This is a genomic window from Herbiconiux sp. A18JL235 (genome assembly GCF_040939305.1).
Taxonomy (GTDB): domain Bacteria; phylum Actinomycetota; class Actinomycetes; order Actinomycetales; family Microbacteriaceae; genus Herbiconiux.
This window is the reverse complement of sequence record NZ_CP162511.1, coordinates 12,597-34,247: the sequence shown is the minus strand read 5'-3', so window position 1 is coordinate 34,247 and position 21,651 is coordinate 12,597. Positions and strand designations below refer to the sequence as shown.

Sequence of the window (21,651 nt, the reverse complement as noted above, 5' to 3'; positions counted from 1 at the left end):
AGCGGTGATGACCTGGACGATGCCGGCCGAATGGGCCCCGCAGGAGCGCATCTGGATGGCCTTCCCGCGCCCCGGATACACCCTCGGCGACGACCCGGAGTCGGCCGAGGAGGGCCGCAGGGCCTGGGCCGCCGTCGCGAACGCCGTCGCAGGCTTCGAGCCGGTGACCATGGTCGTCGACCCGAGCGCGCTCGCCGACGCCCGCCGGCTGCTCTCGGCCGAGATCGAGCTGGTCGAGGCTCCGCTCGACGACTTCTGGATGCGCGACATCGGCCCGAGCTTCGTGCTCGGCGACGACGGCCGGCTCGGCGCCGTCGACTGGACCTTCAACGGCTGGGGCGCCACCTCGTGGACCACCTGGGACAGGGACTCCCTCATCGGCGAGCGCGTCGGCACCCTCGCCGGGGCCGAGATCGTCACCTCGATGCTCGTGAACGAAGGCGGCGGCATCCACGTCGACGGCGAGGGCACCGTGCTCGTCACCGAGACCGTGCAGCTCGACCCCTTCCGCAACCCCTACCTCACCAAGGGGCGGGTCGAGGCCGAGCTCCGCCGCACCCTCGGTGTCACCACGGTGGTCTGGCTGCCCCGCGGCCTCACCCGCGACTATCAGGCACCCGGCACCCGCGGCCACGTCGACATGGTGGCGGCGTTCGCCGGTCCCGGGCGGGTGCTGCTGCACTGGCAGGACGACCCGGCGCATCCCGACTACGGGGTGGTGCGGCAGGTGCGCGCGGTGCTCGAGCGGGCCACGGATGCGCGGGGCCGTTCGTTCGAGATCGTCGAGCTGCCTGCGCCCGCCACGCTTCGCGACGCCGAGGGGTTCGTCGACTGGAACTACGCCAACCATCTCGTCGTGAACGGCGGGGTGATCGCCTGCGGCTACGGCGAAGCCGAGGCGGATGCGCGGGCGGCGTCGATCCTCGCCGAGGCCTACGGGCGCGACGTGGTGACCGTCGATGCCCGGCCCATCCTGGAGCGCGGTGGCGGGGTGCACTGCATCACGCAGCAGCAGCCGGTGTCGCGTGGGGCCGCTCCCGCGCGGGGTGCCGCGTGAACGTCGACGTGGTGGAGGCCTCGATCGCCGAGCTGCGTGCCGCCCTCGAGAGCGGCACGGTGACGAGCGTGGGCCTGGTGGAGGCCTATCGGCGGCGCATCGAGGCCTACGACAGATCGGGCATCCGTCTCAATGCGGTGATCGTCGACAACCCCGACGCCCTCGCCGACGCCCGGGCCTCCGATGCCCGACGGGCGGCGGGCACGGTGCTGGGGCCGCTCGACGGCATCCCGTACACCGCGAAGGACAGCTACCTCGCCAAGGGCCTCACCGCCGCAGCCGGGTCGCCGGCGTTCGAGCATCTCGTCGCCCAGCGCGACGCCTTCACCATCGAGCGGCTGCGGGCCGCGGGTGCCGTGCTGCTCGGCCTCACCAACATGCCCCCCATGGCCAACGGCGGCATGCAGCGCGGGCTCTACGGCCGCGCCGAGAGCCCCTACAACGGCGCCTACCTCACGGCTGCCTTCGCCTCGGGCTCCTCGAACGGCTCGGGCACCGCCACCGCGGCCAGCTTCGCCGCCTTCGGGCTCGGCGAGGAGACCTGGTCGTCCGGCCGCGCCCCCGCCTCGAACAACGCGCTCTGCGCCTACACGCCTTCGCGCGGCGTCATCTCGGTGCGCGGCAACTGGCCGCTCGTGCCCACCATGGACGTGGTGGTGCCGCACACCCGCACCATTGCCGACCTGCTCGAGGTGCTCGACGTCGTCGTCGCCGACGACGAGGAGACCCGGGGCGACTTCTGGCGAGTGCAGCCCTGGGTGCGGCTGCCGCGCGCCTCGGAGGTTCGGCCGGCGTCGTACCCCGCACTCCTCGACGACCCGCTGCCGCTCGCCGGGGTGCGGCTCGGCGTGCCACGGATGTACGTGAACGCCGACCCCGAGGCCGGCACGGGCGACAAGCCGGGGATCGGGGGGCCGACGGGGCAGCGCATCGTCACCCGCGCATCCGTCATCGAGCTCTGGGAGGCGGCGCGACGCGACCTCGTGGCGGCGGGCGCCGCGGTCGTGCCGTGCGACTTCCCCGTCGTGTCGAACTACGAGGGCGACCGGCCTGGGGCTCCCACCGTGTACACCCGGGGCCTCGTGCCGCCCGAGTTCTTCGAGCGCGAGCTGTGGGAGCTGTCGATGTGGGCGTGGAACGACTTCCTCGCCCAGAACGGCGACCCGGCGCTGAACCGGCTCGCCGACGTCGACGGGCCGCGCATCTTCCCGCATCCGCCGGGCGCCCTGCCCGATCGCTACGGCGACTTCGACTTCGACCTCGCGCTCTACGCCGAGCGCGCCCGGAACGAGGGAGTGGTGCCGCTCGAGGGCATTCCCGGCGTCGACCGGGGCCTCCACGGCCTCGAACAGACCCGGAGAGTCGATCTCGAGGAGTGGATGGCCCGGAACGGCTTCGACGCGGTCGTCTTCCCTGCCGTCGCCGACGTGGGCGCCGCCGACGCCGACGTCGACGAGCGCTCGGCCGAGCGCGCCTGGCAGAACGGGGTGTGGGTCGCGAACGGCAACCTCGTGCCCCGCCACCTCGGCATCCCCACCGTCACGGTTCCGATGGGAACCCTCGACGACATCGGCATGCCGGTCGGGCTCACCTTCGCCGGCGCTGCATACTCCGACACCGCCCTGCTGCGCCTCGCCGCCGCGTTCGAGGCGCTCGCGCCGCGGCGCACCGAGCCCCCGCGCACTCCCGCCCTTGGGGGTCGCACGGCCTGAGTGCGAGAATGAGGGCCATGCCCCGTGACCCCGATGAGCCCGCAGACGAGGCGTTCCGCATCAGCATGGTCTGCACCGGGAACATCTGCCGATCGCCGATGGCCGAGGTGGTGATGCGCGACCTCGTCGACCAAGCCGGTCTCGGCGACCGCGTCGTGGTCAGTTCGGCAGGCACGGGGGAGTGGCACGTCGGCGAGCACGCCGACCCCCGCACGGTCGCAGCCCTGCGGGCACGCGGCTACGACGGCAGCCTCCACCGCGCGCGCCAGTTCGACCCGTCGTGGTTCGACCGGCTCGACCTGGTGGTCGCTCTCGACCGCAGCCATGAGCGGGTGCTGCGCTCGTGGGCGCGCTCAGAGGAAGACCGGCAGAAGGTCCGTCTGCTCCTGAGCTTCGACCCCGAGTACGCCGGCCGGTCGGACGTGCCAGACCCGTACTACTCCGACTCCGCGATGTTCGACTCGGTGCTCGCTATGGTCGAGCACTCCTGCAAGGCGCTGTTCCGGCAGCTCGAGCCCGCGTTCCGCCGGCCGCACCCCGTCCTCTGACCGCCCGAACCGCCTTCGCCCGGCCACCCGGCCGACCGCACCGTCCCGCCCAGCCCCCAGCACGAAAGACGTCATGCCCCCTCTGCCTCCCCAGCCCATCAGCCCCCTCGACGGCCGCTACCGCCCCGCCGTCTCCGAGCTCGGCGAGTTCCTCTCCGAGGCCGGTCTCAACCGTGCGCGGGTACACGTCGAGATCGACTGGCTGCTCCACCTCACCGACAACTCGATGTTCGGTTCAGAACCCCTCGACCCCGAGCTCGCCCGCCGGCTGCGCTCCGTGGTGCAGGAGTTCGGTCAGGCCGACATCGACCAGATCGCCTCGCTCGAGGCCACCACGCGGCACGACGTCAAGGCCGTCGAGTACTACGTGCGCCGCAAGCTGGCCGACCTCGGGCTCAACCACATCGCCGAGCTCACCCACTTCGGCTGCACCAGTGAGGACATCAACAACCTCTCCTACGCCCTCACCATCCGCTCGGCGGTGACGGATGTCTGGCTCCCCGCCTTCACCGCGGTGATCGAGGAGCTTCGACGCCAGGCGGTGGAGTACCGCGACGTGCCCATGCTCGCCCACACCCACGGCCAGCCCGCCACCCCCACCACCATGGGCAAGGAGCTCGCCGTCACCGTGCACCGCCTGGAGCGGGTGAAGAAGCAGATCGAGGGCACCGAGTACCTTGGCAAGTTCTCGGGTGCGACAGGAACCTTCGCCGCCGATCTCGTCGCCGACCCCACAGCCGACTGGCAGGCCGTCTCGCGCGGTTTCGTCACCTCGCTCGGCCTCGAATGGAACCCGCTCACCACGCAGATCGAGTCGCACGACTGGCAGGCCGAGCTCTACTCGCGCATCAGCCACGCCAACCGCATCCTGCACAACCTGTGCACCGACGTGTGGACCTACATCTCGATGGGCTATTTCGCTCAGATCCCCGTCGCCGGGGCGACCGGCTCGTCGACGATGCCGCACAAGGTCAACCCCATCCGCTTCGAGAACGCCGAGGCGAACCTCGAGCTCTCGAGCGCGCTGCTCGACTCGCTCGCCGCGACCCTCGTCACCTCGAGGCTCCAGCGCGACCTCACCGACTCCACCACGCAGCGCAACGTCGGCGTGGCCCTCGGCCACTCGCTGCTCGCCCTCGACAACATCAAGGGCGGCCTCGGGCAGATCTCGCTCGCCGCCGACGTGCTCGCCCGCGACCTCGATGCGAACTGGGAGGTGCTCGGCGAGGCCATCCAGACCGTGGTGCGGGCCGAGGTGACGGCGGGGCGCTCGTCGATCGCCGACCCGTACGCGCTCCTCAAGGAGCTCACCCGCGGCCGCCGCATCGGTCAGGCGGAACTGGTCGAGTTCGTGCGCGGGCTCGACATCGGCGACGAGGCGAAGGAGCGGCTGGTGGCGCTCACCCCGGCGGGGTACACCGGGCTGGCGTCGGAGCTCGTCGACCACATCCTGCAGGGGGAGTAGGGGGCGGGGAGGCCGCGGCCGGCGAGTGCCGGCCGCGCGCCTCAGCGCACGACCTCAGCGCACGACCTCAGCGGCCGGGCATCAGTGGCCGGAGGGCCGCTTGTCGTCCCCTCCTGGCACCGACCCGGTGGCGTCGCCGTCGCCGTCGCCGTCGATCTCGTGCTGCTCGAACTCGTTGGGCTTGATCGACAGCGAGAACATCGCCATCACCACGAGCACGACGATGAAGGCGATGCCGAAGAAGATGAGCGACAGCACGATCTCGCGTGTCGACAGCAACACCGTCAGCCCCACGAACAGGGCAAGGATGCCGGAGAGCACGAGCAGTTCGACGGGCTTCAGCCGGTCGCGCCTCGAGGGTTGGTTCACGATGCCTTTCCGCCCCGAGGGGACTGCCCGGTGGTCGCGGCGGGCACCGCTTGGACTCCCCAGCGCAGCGAGAGGCCGGCGATGACGAGGAACAGCCCGACGATCGCGGCGTAGGCGCCCAGCATCCCGACCGCGAAGACGGGATCGGTGGGGAAGAAGATCAGGACGAGGGCGAACACGACGGTGAGCACGCCGACGATCGCCCAGTCGCGGCCCGCGGGGTTCTTGGTGCTGCGGAGACCGACGTAGAGCTCGAGGAACCCGCCGATGGCGGAGTTCATCGTCGCGCAGAACAGGAAGAAGCCGAGCCCACCGGTGCTGAACGCGAGCGCCAGCGCCCCGAACACGACTCCCGAGACACCGTGCACGAGGAAGACGACACGGATGCTCCGCTCGGTGACGGTGCGCCACGACAGCACGGCGATGATGAGACCCGACACGATCGCGAACACGCCGTAGGAGAGGAGGCCCACCTGGGCGGAGTGGTTGGAGACGAAGGTGATGACGAGGGCGGTGACGACGAACGGGATCGCCCGGGCCACGGGAACGCCCCAATAGGGCGACCGCGGGAGAGTTCGGGTTGCGTCGGTCACGCGGAAAGCCTCGATTCAGCTAGCTCGTGCCCCCAGTTTATTGTGCTCAGCCTGGGAGCCTCTCCCGGTCGTGTCTCCCGAGGCCCCCCGGGCGGGGTGCGACGGCCACCAGAAGCGGTCGCCGGTGAGGAGCACCAGAGCCGGCACCAGCACCGTGCGCACCACCAGGGTGTCCAGCAGCACGCCGATGCACACGATCACGCCGATCTGCGTGAGCGCCACGACCGGCAGCACGCCGAGCACCGCGAACACCGCTGCCAGCAGGATGCCGGCACTCGTGATCACCCCGCCGGTAGAGCTCAGCGCGCGCACCATCCCCTCTCGGGTACCGTGCCGAGCCGCTTCCTCGCGCGCCCTCGTGGTGAGGAAGATGTTGTAGTCGACACCGAGCGCGACGAGGAAGAGGAACGCGAACAGCACGACGTTCGCGTCGAACGCCGGGAAGCCCATCAGGTTCTGGAAGATGAGGTTCGAGGCCCCGAGGCTGGCGAAGAAGGTGGCGAGCACGCTCACGATGAGCAGCACCGGCGCCACCAGCGAGCGCAGCAGCAGTGCCAGGATGACGAACACGATCGCCAGGATGAGCGGGATGATGAGCGCCTGGTCGGCTGCCGCGGCGGTGTTCTCGTCGAGGGCCGTGGCGTCGCTGCCGCCGACCAGGCTCTCCGAGGCATCACCCTGGGCATCCTGGAACGCGGCGCGCAGCGCTTCGATCGTGGCGAAGGCCTCGTCGCTCTGCGGCTCGGCGGAGAGCGTGACGTCGAGCCGGGTGTAGCCCTCGGCGCTCTCACCCGGTCGCACCGCCTCGACGCCGTCGACGCCCTCGACGATGCTGGTCGCGTCGGAGACCGCGGCGTCTGGGGTCAGCACGATGGTCTGTCCGGTGAGGCCCGCCGAGAAGGAGTCGTCGATGACGCGCTGGGCGACCACCGACTCCGGCTCGCCCACGAGCTGGTCGACCTGCGAGAGGCCGATGCGCACCCCGAAGAGGCCGAGGGCGAGAGCGCCGATGCCGAGGGTCGCGACGATCGCCACCACTGCGGGACGGCGGCTGACGCCGCGGCCGAGTCTGGTCCAGAGCGAAGGCTTCCGGGCAGCGTGGTGGTGGTCGCCCGAGGCGTGCACGCGCGGCACGAACGGCCAGAACAGGCCGCGGCCGCAGACGACGAGGGCTGCGGGCAGCACGATCAGGGCGAACAGCACGGCGATCGCGATGCCGATGGCACAGGCGATGCCGAGGGCCCGGTTGCCGGCGAGCTCGGCGAACACGAGGGTGAGGAGGCTGAGCGCCACGGTGCCACCGCTCGCCGCGATGGCGGGGCCTGCGCTCGTCACGGCCGTGAGCATGGCGCGGTGGCGATCGTTCTCGCGGGTGAGCTCCTCGCGGTAGCGGGCGACGAGCAGGAGGGCGTAGTTCGTGCCCGCGCCGAAGACGAGCACCGAGAGGATGCCCCCGATGGAGGCGTCGATGGTCACACCGAGGGGGTCGGCGAGCGTGGTCACCACGACGCGCGCGAGGCCGTCGGCGATGCCGACGACGGCGAGCGGCACGATCCACAGCACCGGGCTGCGGTAGGTGACGATGAGCAGCACCGCCACCACGATGACGGTCACGAGCAGCAGCCGGAAATCGGCGCCGGCGAAGGCGTTGCTGATATCGGCCTGGAAGCCGACGGGACCGGTGAGCAGCACCGTCACGCCGTCGGGCAGACCCGCGGCCGCCGTGCTGCGGAGGCCTTCCGCGGTTCCCTCGAGGTCGTCCTCGGCCGTCGCGGAGTCGAGGGGCACCACGACGATCGCGGCGTCTTGGTCGTCGCTGAACTGCGGCACGACGGCCTGGGGGGCGATCGAGTCCTCGGCGAGCGCCGCAGCGGAGGCGGCGATGGCCTCACGGTCGGTGTCGTCGAGCGCCGCGTCGTCGTCGCGACTGTAGACGAGGATCGCCGCTGTGCTGTCTGCGCTCGGGAACTCCTCGAGAAGGGCGGAGACCTTCGCGGCGTCGCTCGAGTCGGGAAGTCCGGAGGCGGGGAAGCTCTCGCTCGACCCCTTCGGCAGCAGGCCGAACAACAGCCCCACGGCGACGACCGCCAGGCCGAGCACCAGCCAGGCCGTGCCCCTGCCGCTCACGAAACGTGCGACTGCCCGCATCCGCTCTCTCCCTCATCATGGCTTTTCGATCGAGTTGCCAGATAACCAAGTAACTTAGCTATCTAGTGGATTAGCATGGCACTCGTGGATGTCGACCGCAAACCGGAAGCCGAGCGCCCCACCGCCGAGCCGGCGGGCGCCGGCACCGACCCCGGTGACGACGATTCGCCCTGGTCTCGCGACGAGCTGGCCGAGGCCGGCATCTCGGAACGCGACCCCATCATCACGACCCTCCGCGACATCGACACGCACTCGCGCGCCTTCGAGCGGCGCCTCGCCTCGACCCTCACCGTGAACCAGACCGACCTCACGGCGATGCAGCACCTCATCTCGAGCGGCCCCCTCACCCCGAGCGACCTCGCTGCACGCCTCGGCGTCACCACGGCGGCGTCGACCCTCGTCGTCGACCGCCTCGTGGCGCTCGGCCACGCCGAGCGGCACCCGCACGAGCACGACCGCCGCAAGATCGTGGTGGTTCCCGCCCGCAGCTCGGTGCTCCGCGCCATCGACGAGCTGCGCCCCGTCATCGACGGCCTCGGCGACCTCGTCGCCGAACTCACCCCCGAGGAGCACGCCGTCGTCGAGCGCTTCCTCCGCGGCGTCGACGCCGTCTACCGCACCGCCGCCACCCCCGACCCCTGACCCGCAGCGCCCGCCGGCGGTGTGAGCCTCACTCCCGATGATCGGCCGAGATCATCCAGCGGTCGCGCATCCTGAACGCCGGCAGCGTCTGCCGCTTCGCCCTGTTCGCGGCAACAGTCCCCCGCATCCCCACCTTGCGTGCCCACGCGGCCAGCGGAATCACCTCTCTGCTCGTGAGCAGCACGAGACGCTTGTGCAAGGCCTCCAGCACCAGCAGCGCGAGCAGTCTGATCAGGGAGTCGTACCGATCCGTCCGCGCGTACTCGTCGAGGGCCGGGTAGTAGTCCGACCGCCGCGTGCGCGCCCTGACGATCACCGGCGGAAGACCCTCGGCCAGCAGCTGCTGGTTCATCAGCACGCGCCCGATGCGGCCGTTACCGTCGACGAACGGATGGATCACCTCGAACTCGCAGTGGAACCACGCGACGCGCTCGATCGCTCCGTCCGGCGGGCCCGTCCGATATCGTGCGAGCGCCTGATCGACGAGATCCGCCACGAAGGCCGGATTCGCTCCCAAATGCGAGCCCACCCGTACCCACTCGTCACCGCGCCGGAACCGCCCTGCCGCGTCGTCGCGGATTCCAGTGAGCAACTCGCGATGCCAGCGGAGGATCAGCTCGACCGACAGCTGCTCCGTCGACGTGAGAAGGTCATCGGTCACCCGGGCGAGGTTGCTCGCCTCGTAGATCTCCCGCAACTCGCGAGCCGACGTGGGCACGCGACCCGCGAGGATGCGCTCCGTGTCCTCGAGCGTCAGAGTCGAGTTCTCGATCGCGTTCGACTGATGCACCGACTCGGGCAGCTCCGCGAGTGCTATCTCCGTCAGCCCGGAGGCATGCCGTTCGGAGAGATCGCGGTAGCGATCCCACAGCTCATCGATGCGATCGAGGGTCGTCCGGTTGATCATCGCCAGCCCCTCCCACGGGCAAGGTTACCGTGAATTAAGATCCTGGACTGGATACATTCACGGTTAGTCGCGGCTCTCGTGGCTACCCGCGGCTAGGCCGGAGGCATGTCCGCGAAGCGGGAGAAGTGGCCGTGGAAACCGACGGTGATGGTGGCAGTGGGGCCGTTGCGGTGCTTGGCGACGATGAAGTCGGCCTCGCCGGCGCGGGGGTTGTCTTTCTCGTAGGCGCCCTCACGGTGAAGCAGGATGACCATGTCGGCGTCCTGCTCGAGCGAACCCGACTCACGGAGGTCGCTGATGGCGGGCTTCTTGTCGGCGCGCTGCTCGGGGCCACGGTTGAGCTGCGACAGGGCGATCACGGGAACCTGCAGCTCCTTGGCCATGAGCTTCAGCGCGCGAGAGAACTCCGACACCTCCTGCTGGCGGCTCTCGACCTTCTTGCCGCTCGTCATGAGCTGCAGATAGTCGATGACGACGAGCTTGAGGCCGACCTTCTGCTTCAACCGCCGGCACTTCGCCCTGATCTCCACAAGGGTCATGTTCGGGCTGTCGTCGATGTAGAACGGCGCGTCGTTGATGCGGCCACGGGTCGAGGCGAGCGTGGTCCAGTCGCGCCCCTCGATACGCCCCTTGCGCATGCTCTGCAGGGGAACGGATGCTTCTGCCGAGAGCAACCTCATCGCGATCTCCGACCGCCCCATCTCGAGCGAGAAGAAGATCGACGGCATGTCGTTCTTGATCGATGCGGCGCGGCAGAAGTCGAGCGCAAGGGTCGACTTACCCAGTGCCGGACGCGCGGCGACGATGATCATCTGCCCCGGGTGGAACCCGTTGGTGAGGTTGTCGAGGTCGGCGAAGCCCGTCGGCACGCCGGTCATCTGCCCGTCTTTGCCCGCTGCCGCCTCGATCTCGTCGATGGCGGCGGTGACGGCCACGGTGAGCGGCACGTAGTCCTCGGTCTCCACGCCGCCGTTGACGGCGTAGATCTCGGCCTGGGCGTTGTTGACGAGATCGGTGACCTCACCCTCGCTGGCGTAACCCATCTGCACGATGCGGGTGCCGGCCTCGACGAGCCGCCGCAGCACGGCCTTCTCGGCCACGATCGACGCGTAGTAGCCCGCGTTCGCAGCCGTCGGCACGAGACCGGTGAGGGTGTGCAGGTACTCCGCACCGCCCGCGCGCACGAGCTCGCCCGTCTTGGTGAGCTCGTCAGTCACGGCGATCACGTCGGTGGGCTCGCCGTGCGAGTAGAGGTTCAGCAACGCCTCGAAGATCACTTCGTGCTTCGGCACGTAGAAGTCGACCGAACGCATGACCTCGACGACGTCGGCCACTGCATCCTTGCTGAGCAGCATGCCGCCCAGGGCGCTCTGCTCGGCCAGCAGATCGTGCGGCGGAGTGCGGTCTCCGGCCGAACGCGGCTCCCGGTCGCCGGGTCGCTGCTGGTCTCCCGCAAGGCCGAGGTGGGCGATCGACACGTGGTCTCCTCCTGGTCGTTCCCGTTGCTCGCACCAGCAAAGCGGTAGCGGGCGAACGGATCAAATTGGCTTGTGGATAACGTTGTGGACGATCTGCGCGAAACGCCGCGGCCCGTGTGCACAAGGTGTGCACTAGTCTGTGGACAACCACCGACATCAGAATGTGAAAAACGCCCCTACCAGGCATTTCATCAGCACACAGGGTGTGAGTAGAGACATCCTTCGATCAACACTTGAACGTTGTCATGGAGCATCCACCCTGTGCATAGGCCTGGGGATTCCGGGCGCGAAAAAGGGGCGTCAAGGGCCGGAAGAACCCTTGACACCCCTTGATCGGGTGGACTACTTTGCTGCGACCACCTGAAGGCTGATCGTCGCCGAGATGTCGTCACGGAGGCGCACGGTGGCCTCGTGGTTGCCCGTCGCCTTGATGGCGTTGGGGATCTCGATCTTGCGCTTGTCGAGCGAGCCGATGCCGGCCGCCGCCACCGCGTCGGCGATGTCGGAGGTCTTCACCGAGCCGAACAGACGACCCTCTTTGCCCGCCTTGACGGTGAGCTTGACGGTCGCGTTCTCGAGCGACTGCTTGATGTGCTGGGCCTCTTCGATGGTGGCCAGCTCGCGAGCGGCACGCGCCGCCTTGATCTGCTCGACCTGCTTCTCGCCACCGCGGCTCCACGCCACGGCGAAGCCCTTCGGGATGAGGTAGTTACGGGCGAAGCCGTTCTTGACCTCGACGACGTCGCCGGGGGTTCCGAGACCGGTCACCTCGTGGGTGAGGATGAGTTTCGACATTCTGCTGCTCCTTAACGGCCTGAGCCGGCGTAGGGCAGGAGTGCCATCTCGCGGGCGTTCTTGACGGCACGGGCGATGAGGCGCTGCTCCTGGACGGAGACTCCCGTGATACGGCGGGCGCGGATCTTTCCACGCTCCGAGATGAACTTGCGCAGGGTCGCGACGTCTTTGTAGTCGATGACTCCGACGCGGATCGACTTCGCGGGTGCGGCGTTCTTCGCACCCTTGGCGCCGCGGAGCGGCTTGCGGCGGTCGCCGCTTGACTTTCCAGCCATGGTGATTCCTGTTCTGAAAGAGAAGAGAGTTTAGAAGGGGGTGTCGTCGGCGTACGAGCCCGGAGTGTTCCAGACGTCGCCGCCCGAGCCACCCGACGAGGAGGGAGCGGATGCCGCCCACGGCTCGTCGACGGCGGGCTGACCACCGCGGTTGCCGCCCCCGAAGGAGCCGCCGCCACCGCCGCCGCCGGAGGTGGCACGGGTGACCTGCGCGGTCGCGTAGCGGAGCGAGGGGCCGATCTCGTCGACCTCGAGCTCGATCGAGGTGCGCTTCTCGCCCTCTTTCGTCTCGTAGGAGCGCTGGCGCAGGCGGCCGGTCGCGACGACGCGGCTTCCCTTCGTCAGCGATCCGGCGACGTGCTCGGCGAACTCACGCCACACCGACGCCCGGAGGAACAGCGCTTCGCCGTCCTTCCAGTCGTTCGACGCCCGGTCGAAGGTGCGGGGGGTGGAGGCGATCGTGAAGTTCGCTACCGCGAGCCCGTTCTGCGTGTAGCGCAGCTCAGGGTCGGCGGTGAGGTTTCCCACCACGGTGATGACGGTCTCGCCGGCCATGATCGACTACTCGGCAGCCTTGGTCGACGCCTTCGACGCAGCGGCCTTGACGGCGGCAGCGGGCGAGGCGGAGGCGGCGGGAGCGGCAGCCGGGGCAGCAGCGGCCTTCGGGTTGGCGGCCTTGCGGGCGGCCTTCTCGTCGGCGAGCTTCTTGGCGGCGGCGACCTGGGCCATTCCCTCTTCGGCGCGGAGCACCTTGGTGCGCATGACGGCCTCGGAGAGCTTCAGCTGGCGGTCGAGCTCCTTGGTGGAGTCGGCGGTCGCGGTGAGGTTCACCACGGCGTAGATGCCTTCGCTCTTCTTGTTGATCTCGTAGGCCAGGCGACGGCGGCCCCAGATGTCGACGTTGTCGACGGTGCCACCGTCGTTGCGGATGACATTGAGGAACTTGTCGAGGCTCGGAGCCACGGTGCGCTCGTCGATCTCGGGATCGAGGATGACCATGAGTTCGTACTGATGCGTCACAAACCCACCTCCTTCGGACTAGAACGGCCACAGACGGTCTGTGACAGGAGGGTTCTGCATCGGCCCGGCACCCGAACGGAGAGTTCCATCGGGCACAGGACAACCTGGGTAGCCTACCAGAATGCGCATCGCCCTGGTATCGCTGCACACCTCCCCGCTGGCGCTCCCGGGCTCGGGCGACGCGGGGGGCATGAACACCTTCCTCCTCGGAGTCGCCGACGCGCTGGTGGCGGGCGGTCATGAGGTCGAGCTGCTCACGCGGGCGACGGAGGCACGCTTCGGCACGGCAGACGAACGGCGCACCCCGGGCGGCGCCGTGGTGCGGTTCCTGGAGGCGGGACCGCGCGCATCCGTTCCCAAGTCGGAGCTCGCGACGCTCGCACCCGCCTTCGGCGACGCGCTGCGTGCCCTGCCCCGCTTCGACGTCGTGCACTCGAACTACTGGCTCTCAGGCCTCGCCGCACGTCCGGTGGCCGAGGAGTGGGGTGCGCCCCATGTGCTGAGCCTGCACACCGTCGCCGCGCTGAAGAACGCGCGCCTGGCACCCGGAGACACCCCCGAACCCGCTTCGCGGCTCGAGGGCGAGCGGATGCTCGCGCGGGCCTCCGATCTCACCGTGACCCACACCGCCGCCGAGAGCGAGGCGGTGCTCGAACTGCTCGGCGCGGAGCCGACGCGCGTGGTCACGGTGCCCCCCGGGGTCGACGAGGAGCTGTTCCGGCCGGGTGCGAAGGCACCGGGGCGGCCGGTGCTGCTGGTGCTCGCGCGCATCCAGCCCCTGAAGGGGATCGATCTCGCGATCGAGGCCCTCGCGCGCATCCCGTCGGCGATGCGGCCGCGACTCGTGATCGCCGGTGGGGTGAGCCCGGGCCACGACGGCTATGCGGCGCAGCTTCGCCGGCGAACCGGTGAGCTCGGGGTCGACGACGACGTCTCCTTCCTGCCTGCTCAGGCGAGGGATGCAGCCGCCGACCTCCTGCGCGAGGCGTCGCTCGTGCTGGTGCCCTCCTTCTCCGAGACCTTCGGGCTCGTCGCCCTGGAGGCGGCGGCGAGCGGAACACCGGTGATCGCGTCGCGCACGACGGGGCTGCTCGACGCCGTCGCCGACGGCGAGAGCGGCGTACTGCTCGACGGGCGCGATCCCGAGGGGTGGGCCGCCACCATCGCCGGTCTGCTCGACGACCCGGACCGTCTCGCCGCGCTCTCCGCCTCGGCGGGGGGCTTCGCCGCCCGCCATTCATGGCGTCGCAGCGCGGCACTGCTGGAATCGCAGTACTCCGGCGCGGTCACGGCGCGCGCGGCACGGGCCGGCCTCGGCGGCAGCCCCGTCTTCTTCCACGCCCACCCCGACGACGAGTCGATCTCGACCGGTGGCGCCATCGCGGCGATCGTGCGGTCGGGTGCGAGGGCGACCGTGCTCACCGGCACGCGGGGCGAGCGCGGAGAGGTGGTGCCGGGGCCCTTCGAGGCCCTCGAAGGTACCGCGCAGCTCGCTCCGCACCGTGAAGCGGAGCTGCGGTCGGCACTGTCCGAATTGGCCCGCGCGGGCCACGGCGACATCGCCCACGCGTACCTCGGTGGATCGCGTCGCGTGTATTCCGATTCCGGAATGCGGTGGGGCGACGACGGTTTCGCCGTCGCCGCCGCCGACGCCTCGCCCGATTCCCTCAGCCTCGCGCCACTTCAGGAGGTCGTCGACGACGCGATGAGGGCGATCACCGAGCTCGGTGTGCAGCCGTCGTCGATCGTGAGCTACGACGCCAGAGGCGGCTACGGTCACCCCGATCACGTGCGCATGCACGACGCCGCGGTCGCGACTGCCGCACGGCTCGGGGTGCCGTTCTTCGCGGTCATCGAACCACGGACGGCCGGTGTCGATCCGGATGCCGAGGCACCCGTCGCCCTGGAGCTCGAGCTCGGTGCCCTCGCCGCCGTGAAGGCGCGGGCGATGGGCGCGCACGCCTCGCAGTTGACTCTCGACGCCTCCACCGAGCCGCCGCACTTCGTGCTGAGCGGGGGCCAGCGGCATCCCCTCGGCGTCGTGGAGCGGTTTCGGCGCGAGGAGACCGATACGATCGTTCAGTTCTGACAACTACTGAATGAGAGCCGTTCCGAATGAGCATCAAGGTCGCCATCGCGGGCGTGGGCAACTGCGCCAACTCGTTGATCCAGGGCGTGACGTACTACGCCGACGCGGATGACACGGAGGCGATTCCGGGACTCATGCACACGCGCTTCGGCAGCTACCACGTGGGCGACATCAAGTTCGTCGCGGCCTTCGACGTCGATGCCGCCAAGGTCGGTGCCGACCTCGCCGATGCCATCTGGGCCAGTGAGAACAACACGCTGAAGTTCGCCGACGTCGCGCCCACCGGCGTGACCGTGCAGCGCGGGCCGACCCTCGACGGTCTCGGCGAGTACTACGTCGAGATGATCGACGAGTCGCCCGCCGAACCGGTCGACGTGGCCGAAGCCCTCCGCGCCTCGGGCGCCGACGTGCTCGTCGGCTACCTCCCCGTGGGCTCGGAGGAGGCCGTGAAGCACTACGCCCAGGCGGCGCTCGACGCCGGTGTGGCCTACGTCAACGCGGTTCCGGTGTTCGTCGCCTCCGACCCGGAGTGGGCGCAGAAGTTCGTCGACGCCGGCCTCCCCATCGTCGGAGACGACATCAAGAGCCAGGTCGGTGCCACCATCACCCACCGCGTGCTGGCGCGCCTGCTGGAGAGCCGCGGCATCCGTCTCGACCACACCTACCAGCTCAACGTGGGCGGCAACATGGACTTCAAGAACATGCTCGAGCGCCGGCGGCTCAGCTCGAAGAAGGTGTCGAAGACCCGCTCGGTGACCTCGAACATCGACATCGAGCTCGACGCCGACGACGTGCACATCGGCCCGAGCGACCACGTGCCGTGGCTCGACGACCGCAAGTTCGCCTTCGTGCGCCTCGAGGGTCATGGCTTCGGCGGAGCACCCCTGAGCCTCGAGTACAAGCTCGAGGTGTGGGACTCGCCGAACTCCGCCGGAGTGATCATCGACGCGCTGCGGGCGGCGAAGATCGCCCTCGACGCCGGTCTCGCCGGGCCGGTCGAGTCGGCGAGCGCCTACTTCATGAAGTCGCCCGCGAAGCAGCTGCCCGACGACGTGGCGCGCACGCAGCTCGAGGAGTTCATCAGTCGGTACGGGAGCGCCACCAGCTGAGCAGCCTCGCCGTGGCCTCCTCCTCCGAGAGGGGGCCCTCATCGAGCCGCACCTCGAGGAGGTAGGCGTACGCCTGCCCCACCTCGCGTGAGGGCTTGATGCCGAGGATCGCCATGATCTGCTCGCCGTCGAGGTCGGGCCGCACCGCTGCCAGCTCCTCCTCCTTCTCGAGCACGGCGATGCGCTCCTCGAGGTCGTCGTAGGCGAAGGAGAGCTGATCGGCCTTGCGCCGGTTGCGCGTGGTGACGTCGGCACGGGTGAGGATGTGCAGACGCTCGAGCTGGTCGCCCGCGTCGCGCACGTAGCGTCGCACCGCGGAGTCGGTCCACGCGCCGTCGGTGTAGCCGAAGAAGCGCAGGTGCAGCTCGATGAGCCGCGACACGGCCGCGATGGTGTCGTTGTCGAAGCGCAGGGCGCGCAGCCGCTTCTTGGCGAGCTTCGCCCCGACGACGTCGTGGTGGTGGAAGGTGACCTGCCCGCCCGGTTCGTTGCGCTTGGTCGACGGCTTGCCGATGTCGTGCAGCAGCGCCGCGAGCCGCAGCACGAGGTCGGGGGAGGCGATGCCGGCGGCCGCGCGCGACTTCTCGAGATCGATCGCCTGGTCGAGCACCGTGAGGCTGTGCTCGTAGACGTCCTTGTGGTGGTGATGCTCGTCGCGCTCGAGCTGCAGGGCGGGCACCTCGGGCAGCACGATGTCGGCGAGGCCGCTCTCGACGAGCAGTTCGACCCCGCGACGCGGCGCATCCGTTTTCAACAGCTTCGACAGCTCGTCGTTCACCCGCTCGATCGAGACGATGCCGATCGACTCCTTCATCTCGGAGATCGCGATCGCGGTGTCGACGTCGACGGTGAAGCCGAGCTGGGCGGTGAACCGGATGGCGCGCAGCATGCGCAGCGGGTCGTCGCCGAACGAGATCTCGGGCGCTCCCGGCGTGCGCAGCACACCCGCGATGAGGTCGTCCATGCCGTGCGACGGGTCGACCAGCACGAGCTGGGGCAGCCGCAGGGCCATTGCGTTCACCGTGAAGTCGCGGCGCAGCAGATCGCCCTCGAGGGTGTCGCCGAACTCCACAGCGGGCTTGCGGCTCTCGCCGTCGTAGGAGTCGGAACGGTAGGTGGTGATCTCGACGTTCTCGCCGTCGATGCGCGCGGCGATCGTGCCGAAGGCGCGGCCCACGTCCCACTGCGCCTGCGAGATGGGGGTCACGAGTTCGAGGATCTCGTCGGGCCGCGCGTCGGTGGTGAAGTCGAGGTCGGTGATCGGCCGGCCCAGGAAGGCGTCGCGCACGGGGCCACCCACGAGCGCCAGTTCCTTGCCCGCTGCCTGGAAGGCTGCGGCGAGCGTGGCGACGGGGCCGCTCTCCGCCAGGGAGGCGAGGAACGCGAGCGACTGCTGAACCGATTGCACCGAGCCATTTTAGCCGCGGCCCCGCGCCGACCGCCTCCCGGTTCTCCCAGCCCCCGTCTCCTAGAATCGCCAGAGGAGTGAGAGCGTCGTGGGGCGCGCACTCCGTCGGCCTATGAATTCACCAGCGCGTCGGATGTCCCGAGTTGCGCCCGCGATCGCAGCCTGCGCGCTCATCGCCGGTGCTCTGTTCGCGACCCCCGCGCCGAGCCCCGCACAGGCGGTCGAGGTCTCCGCCGAAGTCGATCCCGCCTCCGCACCCGCACCCGCACCCGCACCCGCACTCACTCTCGCACCCGCGAACGACGGCGTGGCCACCCCCGGCTCGGAGCTGCAGCTCGCCGTCGAGATCGCGAACCCGAGCGACGGGCGCACCGTCGACACCCCCGTCACCGTCTCGCTCGGCGACACCGCCTTCGACTCGGTGTCGGCCCTCGGCTCCTGGCTCGACGGCAGCGACGCGTCGGGGGAGGCCGGCGCCGCGCCCGAGCTCGCACCCGTGACATCGGTCGCCTCCACGGTGGTCTCGCCCGGCGTCACCCACACCGTGCAGGTCACCCTCCCGGCCGCACAGCTCGATGCGGCCCTCGACAGCTGGGGCGTCTATCCGGTCTCGGTGTCGGCGACCATCGACGGAGTCACCACCGTCGCCCGCTCGACGATCGTGTGGAACGACCCCGCCGCATCCGCCCCCGCCCCCGCCGACCTCACCGTCATCGCCCCCATCACGAGCGTGGCGAGCTCGACCGGTCTCATCCAGCCCGCCGCTCTTGAGGCGTTCACAAGCGACTCCGGCGTTCTCACCCGTGAGCTCGAGGCGGTGATCGACCAGCCCGTCACCATCGCCGTCGACCCGCGCATCATCGTCTCCATCCGGGCACTGGGGTCGGCGGCCCCCGACTCGGCTGTGGCCTGGCTGCAGCGCCTCGACCAGGCGAGCAACCCGATCATCCCGCTCACCTTCGGCGACTCCGACATCTCGGGGGAACGTCAGGCCGGCGCCACCCAGGTGCTGCAGCCCACCTCGTTCTCCTATGCGTTGCGCGGGGCCGACTTCACCGACGTCGACGAGCTCATCGAGCCGACAGCGACTCCGGATGCGGGGGTCGCCGCGGCGAGCCCGTCGCCCACGCCGTCGGCGAGCACCGTACCCACGCTCGAGCAGCTGCTCGCCTGGGACTACACCTCGAGCACGATCGCCTGGCCCCGAGGGGGCACCGTCGTCGGCGACGACCTCCCGGTGTTCGCGTCGTCGGGCTACGAGCGCACCATCGTCGACTCGGAGCAGCTCAGCGCGACGCCTGAGGAGGGCGATCCCGCGCCTGCGCCCATGGCTGCCACGGCCCGCGTCGGCGACCAGCAGGTTCTCGTCTCCGACCACGTCGTCTCCTCCGCCCTGCACGACGCCCTCTCCGCGACCACCGGCCCCGGTCGCGACGCCGCCTACGCCGCGCTCTCCGCCTCGCTCGCGGTGGCTGCCGAGCACGGCATCGTGCCCTCCGGCTCCCCGGGTGTCAAGGTGCTCGCGGTGCTCGACCGTGAAACCATGAACCTCGGCGACCTGGGCGCGGCGATGGCCGTGGTGAGCGACTCCCCCTGGTCGCAGCCGTCTCCGCTCGACACTCTGCTCACCGGCGCCTTCGAGCAGCCCCTCACCCTCACCGACGCCCCGCAGCCGGCGGAGCGCATCGAGCGCATCTCGGCGCTGCTCTCCGACGCCAGGGGCATCGACGCGTTCTCGTCGGTTCTGCTCGACCCGTCGCTGCTCTCGGGTTCGCAGCAGGCGAACCTGCTCGCCCTGCTCTCGAACGCCTGGACGACCAACACCGGGGGTTGGAGCGTCGCCGTCGACGCCGCCCGTGAGACCACAGCGACGACCCTCGGCGCCGTGCAGATCGTCGACGGGTCGAACATCAACATGGTGGCGAACCAGGCCAACCTCCCGGTCACCCTCAGCAACGAGCTGCCCTACCCGGTGAACGTCGTGGTGCACGTCACCCCCTCGAACGGTCGCCTCGTGGTGGAGAAGAGCGACATCGAGGTCACCATCGAGGCGAACTCGCGCAAGGGCGCCCAGATCCCGCTCGAGGCCGGCGTGGCGAACGGGCCCGTCACCCTGCGCTTCCAGGTGCTGAGCCCCACCGGCGTGCTCGTCTCGGTGCCGTCACCGGTGCTGGTGAACGTGAGCGCCGACTGGGAGACCTGGGGCACGGTGATCGTCGCCATCCTGCTCGTGCTGTTGTTCGGCTTCGGGCTGGTGCGCAACATCCTGAGACGGCGTAAGCGCATTCGCGAGGCCACGGACGACACGGATGCGACCGACGAAACGGATGCGTCCCATGGCTAGCAGCATCGGTCGCGCCAGCCTCTTCCTCGCCTCCGGCACGATGGTGTCGCGGGTGCTGGGCTTCGTGCGCACCATCATCCTGGCGCAGACGATCGGCGTCGTGACGAGTGCGAGTGCCGACGCCTTCGCCGTGGCCAATCAGCTGCCGAACAACATCTACGCCATCATCGCGGGCGGCACGCTCTCGGCGGTGCTGGTGCCCCAGATCGTGCGCGCCACCCTGCACAGCGACGGCGGCAAGGGCTACATCAACAAGCTGCTCACCATCGCGATGGTCATTCTCGCGGCGACGACGGTCGTGGCCACCCTGGCCGCGCCGATCCTGGTGACCGTGTCGGCACCGAGCTGGTCGCCGGATCAACGGGCTCTCGGCATCGCTTTCGCGTACTGGTGCCTTCCGCAGGTCTTCTTCTACGGGCTCTACACCGTGCTCGGCGAAGTGCTCAACGCCAAGAGCGTGTTCGGTCCGTTCACCTGGGCTCCGCTGGTGAACAACGTGGTCTCGATCGCGGGCCTCGTCGTCTTCATCGTGCTGTTCGGCGCCGACCCGAGCGGTGAGCGCCTGGTCACCGACTGGTCACCCGACAAGATCATCCTTCTCGCCGGGAGCACCACTCTCGCGGTGGCGTGCCAGGCCCTCGTGCTCTTCATCTTCTGGCGGAGGGCCGGCATCCACTACCGTCCTGATTTCCGCTGGCGCGGCGTGGGCCTCGGCGCCGCCGGAAAGCTCGCCGGCTGGACCTTCGGCATGCTCCTGGTCACCCAGGCCGCCGGTCTGGTCGAGACGATGGTGGTCTCCATCGCGTCGGGAGACGGGGCCTCCGTCGCCACGGTGCAAGCGGCATGGCTCATCTTCATGCTGCCGCACTCCATCATCACCGTGTCGATCGTCACCGCGTACTTCACCAAGATGTCGGGGCATGCGAACCGTGGAGAGGTCACCGAGCTGCGGGGCGACGTGTCGGCGGCCATCAGGGTGACGGGCCTGTTCATGGTGCTCGGCACCGCCGTGCTCATCGTCGTCGCCTACCCGTTCTCGAGTCTGTTCTCCCGCACCTTCGAGCAGACTGCTGCGATGGGCAACGTGCTCATCGCCTTCGTGGTCGGACTCGTACCGTTCAGCGCCCTCTTCGTCTTGCAGCGGGTCTTCTACTCCCTCAGCAACACGAAGACCCCCTTCTTCCTCCAGGTCCTCCAGGCCGTCATCTTCACCGCTCTGGCCGTGGCCTGCTCGTTCCTGCCGGTCGAGATGATCACGGTCGGCGTGGGTCTCGCGCTCTCGCTCGCCACGGCCATCCAGACGCTGGTCGCCGGGGTCATGATCCGCAGCAAGCTCGGGGGAGTGGGGGGTCGCACCATCGTGGTCAGCTTCCTCCGTTTCGCCGTCGCCGCCCTCCCCGCGGCCGCGGCCGGGGTGGGGGTGTTCCTCGGGCTGCAGGCCCTTCTCGGGCAGGGGTTCACCACCTCGGGGTTCGTCGGCCCGATCGTCTCCATGGCGGTCATCGGTGTCGTGATGCTGCTCGTCTATCTGGGGGCCCTGTTCCTCATCCGCTCGCCCGAATTGAAGGATGCGCTGGGGCCGCTGCGGGCACGCCTCGGCCGCTGACCGCGCGGAATAGTGCGCGGTTAGGATGTGTTGTACCGCTCGACGGACCCGGCAGCACCGTGCCCGCCCTCATTCCAGGAGACAGT

The 21,651-nt window shown here is 69.6% G+C and carries 18 protein-coding genes and 1 pseudogene; 9 read left to right on the top strand and 10 right to left on the bottom strand.

Features of this window, described 5'->3' with window-relative positions; genetic code table 11:
• The first annotated feature begins 7 nt into the window (after window positions 1-7).
• From ABFY20_RS00160 to purB, 4 genes are all read left to right on the top strand, one after another.
• Window positions 8-1,057, top strand: a complete 1,050-nt coding sequence (locus tag ABFY20_RS00160) for an agmatine/peptidylarginine deiminase (protein ID WP_368497919.1) — start codon at window positions 8-10, stop codon at window positions 1,055-1,057.
• Window positions 1,054-2,769, top strand: coding sequence for an amidase (locus ABFY20_RS00155; RefSeq protein WP_368497918.1), 1,716 nt, complete (start codon window positions 1,054-1,056; stop codon window positions 2,767-2,769). Before ABFY20_RS00160 ends, ABFY20_RS00155 begins: the two co-directional genes overlap by 4 nt.
• Before the next feature lie 17 nt (window positions 2,770-2,786).
• Window positions 2,787-3,317 (top strand): low molecular weight protein-tyrosine-phosphatase, encoded by a 531-nt coding sequence (locus tag ABFY20_RS00150; RefSeq protein WP_368497917.1) that lies wholly within the window; start codon window positions 2,787-2,789, stop codon window positions 3,315-3,317.
• A 73-nt stretch (window positions 3,318-3,390) separates the two neighbouring features.
• The gene (gene purB, locus ABFY20_RS00145) at window positions 3,391-4,782 is read left to right on the top strand and encodes an adenylosuccinate lyase (protein ID WP_368497916.1); all 1,392 of its coding nucleotides are present in this window, start codon (window positions 3,391-3,393) and stop codon (window positions 4,780-4,782) included.
• Window positions 4,783-4,863: 81 nt separating this feature from the next.
• Here the strand turns inward: purB and ABFY20_RS00140 are convergent, their stop codons facing one another.
• The 3 genes from ABFY20_RS00140 to ABFY20_RS00130 are packed head-to-tail and all read right to left on the bottom strand — an operon-like array spanning window position 4,864 to window position 7,892.
• On the bottom strand, window positions 4,864-5,151 hold the full coding sequence (locus ABFY20_RS00140) for a hypothetical protein (protein WP_368497915.1): 288 nt from the start codon (window positions 5,149-5,151) through the stop codon (window positions 4,864-4,866).
• Window positions 5,148-5,744, bottom strand: a complete 597-nt coding sequence (locus tag ABFY20_RS00135) for a hypothetical protein (protein ID WP_368497914.1) — start codon at window positions 5,742-5,744, stop codon at window positions 5,148-5,150. Before ABFY20_RS00135 ends, ABFY20_RS00140 begins: the two co-directional genes overlap by 4 nt.
• Before the next feature lie 15 nt (window positions 5,745-5,759).
• The gene (locus ABFY20_RS00130) at window positions 5,760-7,892 is read right to left on the bottom strand and encodes an MMPL family transporter (RefSeq protein ID WP_368497913.1); all 2,133 of its coding nucleotides are present in this window, start codon (window positions 7,890-7,892) and stop codon (window positions 5,760-5,762) included.
• A gap of 75 nt (window positions 7,893-7,967) precedes the next feature.
• Between ABFY20_RS00130 and ABFY20_RS00125 the strand changes: the two genes are divergently transcribed.
• Complete coding sequence (locus tag ABFY20_RS00125) at window positions 7,968-8,534, top strand: MarR family winged helix-turn-helix transcriptional regulator (protein ID WP_368497912.1); 567 nt, start codon at window positions 7,968-7,970, stop codon at window positions 8,532-8,534.
• A 28-nt stretch (window positions 8,535-8,562) separates the two neighbouring features.
• Here ABFY20_RS00125 and ABFY20_RS00120 read toward each other — a convergent pair whose 3' ends face one another.
• From ABFY20_RS00120 to rpsF, 6 genes and pseudogenes are all read right to left on the bottom strand, one after another.
• On the bottom strand, window positions 8,563-9,231 hold the full coding sequence (locus tag ABFY20_RS00120) for a Fic family protein (protein ID WP_368497911.1): 669 nt from the start codon (window positions 9,229-9,231) through the stop codon (window positions 8,563-8,565).
• A gap of 302 nt (window positions 9,232-9,533) precedes the next feature.
• Window positions 9,534-10,919 (bottom strand): replicative DNA helicase, encoded by a 1,386-nt coding sequence (gene dnaB, locus ABFY20_RS00115; RefSeq protein WP_368497910.1) that lies wholly within the window; start codon window positions 10,917-10,919, stop codon window positions 9,534-9,536.
• A gap of 342 nt (window positions 10,920-11,261) precedes the next feature.
• Window positions 11,262-11,714, bottom strand: coding sequence for a 50S ribosomal protein L9 (gene rplI / locus ABFY20_RS00110; RefSeq protein WP_368497908.1), 453 nt, complete (start codon window positions 11,712-11,714; stop codon window positions 11,262-11,264).
• An 11-nt stretch (window positions 11,715-11,725) separates the two neighbouring features.
• On the bottom strand, window positions 11,726-11,989 hold the full coding sequence (rpsR, locus tag ABFY20_RS00105) for a 30S ribosomal protein S18 (protein ID WP_022895757.1): 264 nt from the start codon (window positions 11,987-11,989) through the stop codon (window positions 11,726-11,728).
• Between the two features lie 30 nt (window positions 11,990-12,019).
• Window positions 12,020-12,544 (bottom strand): single-stranded DNA-binding protein, encoded by a 525-nt coding sequence (locus ABFY20_RS00100; protein ID WP_171706713.1) that lies wholly within the window; start codon window positions 12,542-12,544, stop codon window positions 12,020-12,022.
• A gap of 114 nt (window positions 12,545-12,658) precedes the next feature.
• A pseudogene (gene rpsF, locus ABFY20_RS00095) lies at window positions 12,659-13,009 on the bottom strand (30S ribosomal protein S6); the annotation flags it as partial.
• Between the two features lie 121 nt (window positions 13,010-13,130).
• Between rpsF and ABFY20_RS00090 the strand changes: the two are divergent.
• The gene (locus tag ABFY20_RS00090; RefSeq protein ID WP_368497907.1) at window positions 13,131-15,098 is read left to right on the top strand and encodes a glycosyltransferase; all 1,968 of its coding nucleotides are present in this window, start codon (window positions 13,131-13,133) and stop codon (window positions 15,096-15,098) included.
• A 26-nt stretch (window positions 15,099-15,124) separates the two neighbouring features.
• Entirely contained in the window at window positions 15,125-16,207 is a 1,083-nt protein-coding gene (locus ABFY20_RS00085) for an inositol-3-phosphate synthase (protein ID WP_368497906.1), read from the top strand.
• Here ABFY20_RS00085 and ABFY20_RS00080 read toward each other — a convergent pair.
• Window positions 16,179-17,615, bottom strand: coding sequence for a CCA tRNA nucleotidyltransferase (locus tag ABFY20_RS00080; protein WP_368497905.1), 1,437 nt, complete (start codon window positions 17,613-17,615; stop codon window positions 16,179-16,181). The genes ABFY20_RS00085 and ABFY20_RS00080 overlap by 29 nt on opposite strands.
• A gap of 133 nt (window positions 17,616-17,748) precedes the next feature.
• Here ABFY20_RS00080 and ABFY20_RS00075 point away from each other — a divergent pair, with 133 nt between their 5' ends.
• Window positions 17,749-19,959: a DUF6049 family protein gene (locus tag ABFY20_RS00075; protein WP_368497904.1), complete on the top strand. Its 2,211-nt coding sequence runs from the start codon at window positions 17,749-17,751 to the stop codon at window positions 19,957-19,959.
• Window positions 19,952-21,565 (top strand): murein biosynthesis integral membrane protein MurJ, encoded by a 1,614-nt coding sequence (gene murJ / locus ABFY20_RS00070; protein ID WP_368497903.1) that lies wholly within the window; start codon window positions 19,952-19,954, stop codon window positions 21,563-21,565. Before ABFY20_RS00075 ends, murJ begins: the two co-directional genes overlap by 8 nt.
• Window positions 21,566-21,651 lie beyond the last annotated feature (86 nt).

Excerpts from the sequence above, each read along its gene's own strand:
- ABFY20_RS00150 (WP_368497917.1), top strand. The coding sequence starts at position 2,787 with ATGCCCCGTGACCCCGATGAGCCCGCAGACGAGGCGTTCCGCATCAGC.
- ABFY20_RS00090 (WP_368497907.1), top strand. The coding sequence starts at position 13,131 with ATGCGCATCGCCCTGGTATCGCTGCACACCTCCCCGCTGGCGCTCCCG.
- ABFY20_RS00100 (WP_171706713.1), bottom strand. The coding sequence starts at position 12,544 with ATGGCCGGCGAGACCGTCATCACCGTGGTGGGAAACCTCACCGCCGAC.
- ABFY20_RS00160 (WP_368497919.1), top strand. The coding sequence starts at position 8 with ATGACCTGGACGATGCCGGCCGAATGGGCCCCGCAGGAGCGCATCTGG.
- ABFY20_RS00130 (WP_368497913.1), bottom strand. The coding sequence starts at position 7,892 with ATGCGGGCAGTCGCACGTTTCGTGAGCGGCAGGGGCACGGCCTGGCTG.
- ABFY20_RS00085 (WP_368497906.1), top strand. The coding sequence starts at position 15,125 with ATGAGCATCAAGGTCGCCATCGCGGGCGTGGGCAACTGCGCCAACTCG.
- rpsR (WP_022895757.1), bottom strand. The coding sequence starts at position 11,989 with ATGGCTGGAAAGTCAAGCGGCGACCGCCGCAAGCCGCTCCGCGGCGCC.
- ABFY20_RS00075 (WP_368497904.1), top strand. The coding sequence starts at position 17,749 with ATGTCCCGAGTTGCGCCCGCGATCGCAGCCTGCGCGCTCATCGCCGGT.
- rplI (WP_368497908.1), bottom strand. The coding sequence starts at position 11,714 with ATGTCGAAACTCATCCTCACCCACGAGGTGACCGGTCTCGGAACCCCC.
- ABFY20_RS00125 (WP_368497912.1), top strand. The coding sequence starts at position 7,968 with ATGGCACTCGTGGATGTCGACCGCAAACCGGAAGCCGAGCGCCCCACC.
- murJ (WP_368497903.1), top strand. The coding sequence starts at position 19,952 with ATGGCTAGCAGCATCGGTCGCGCCAGCCTCTTCCTCGCCTCCGGCACG.
- purB (WP_368497916.1), top strand. The coding sequence starts at position 3,391 with ATGCCCCCTCTGCCTCCCCAGCCCATCAGCCCCCTCGACGGCCGCTAC.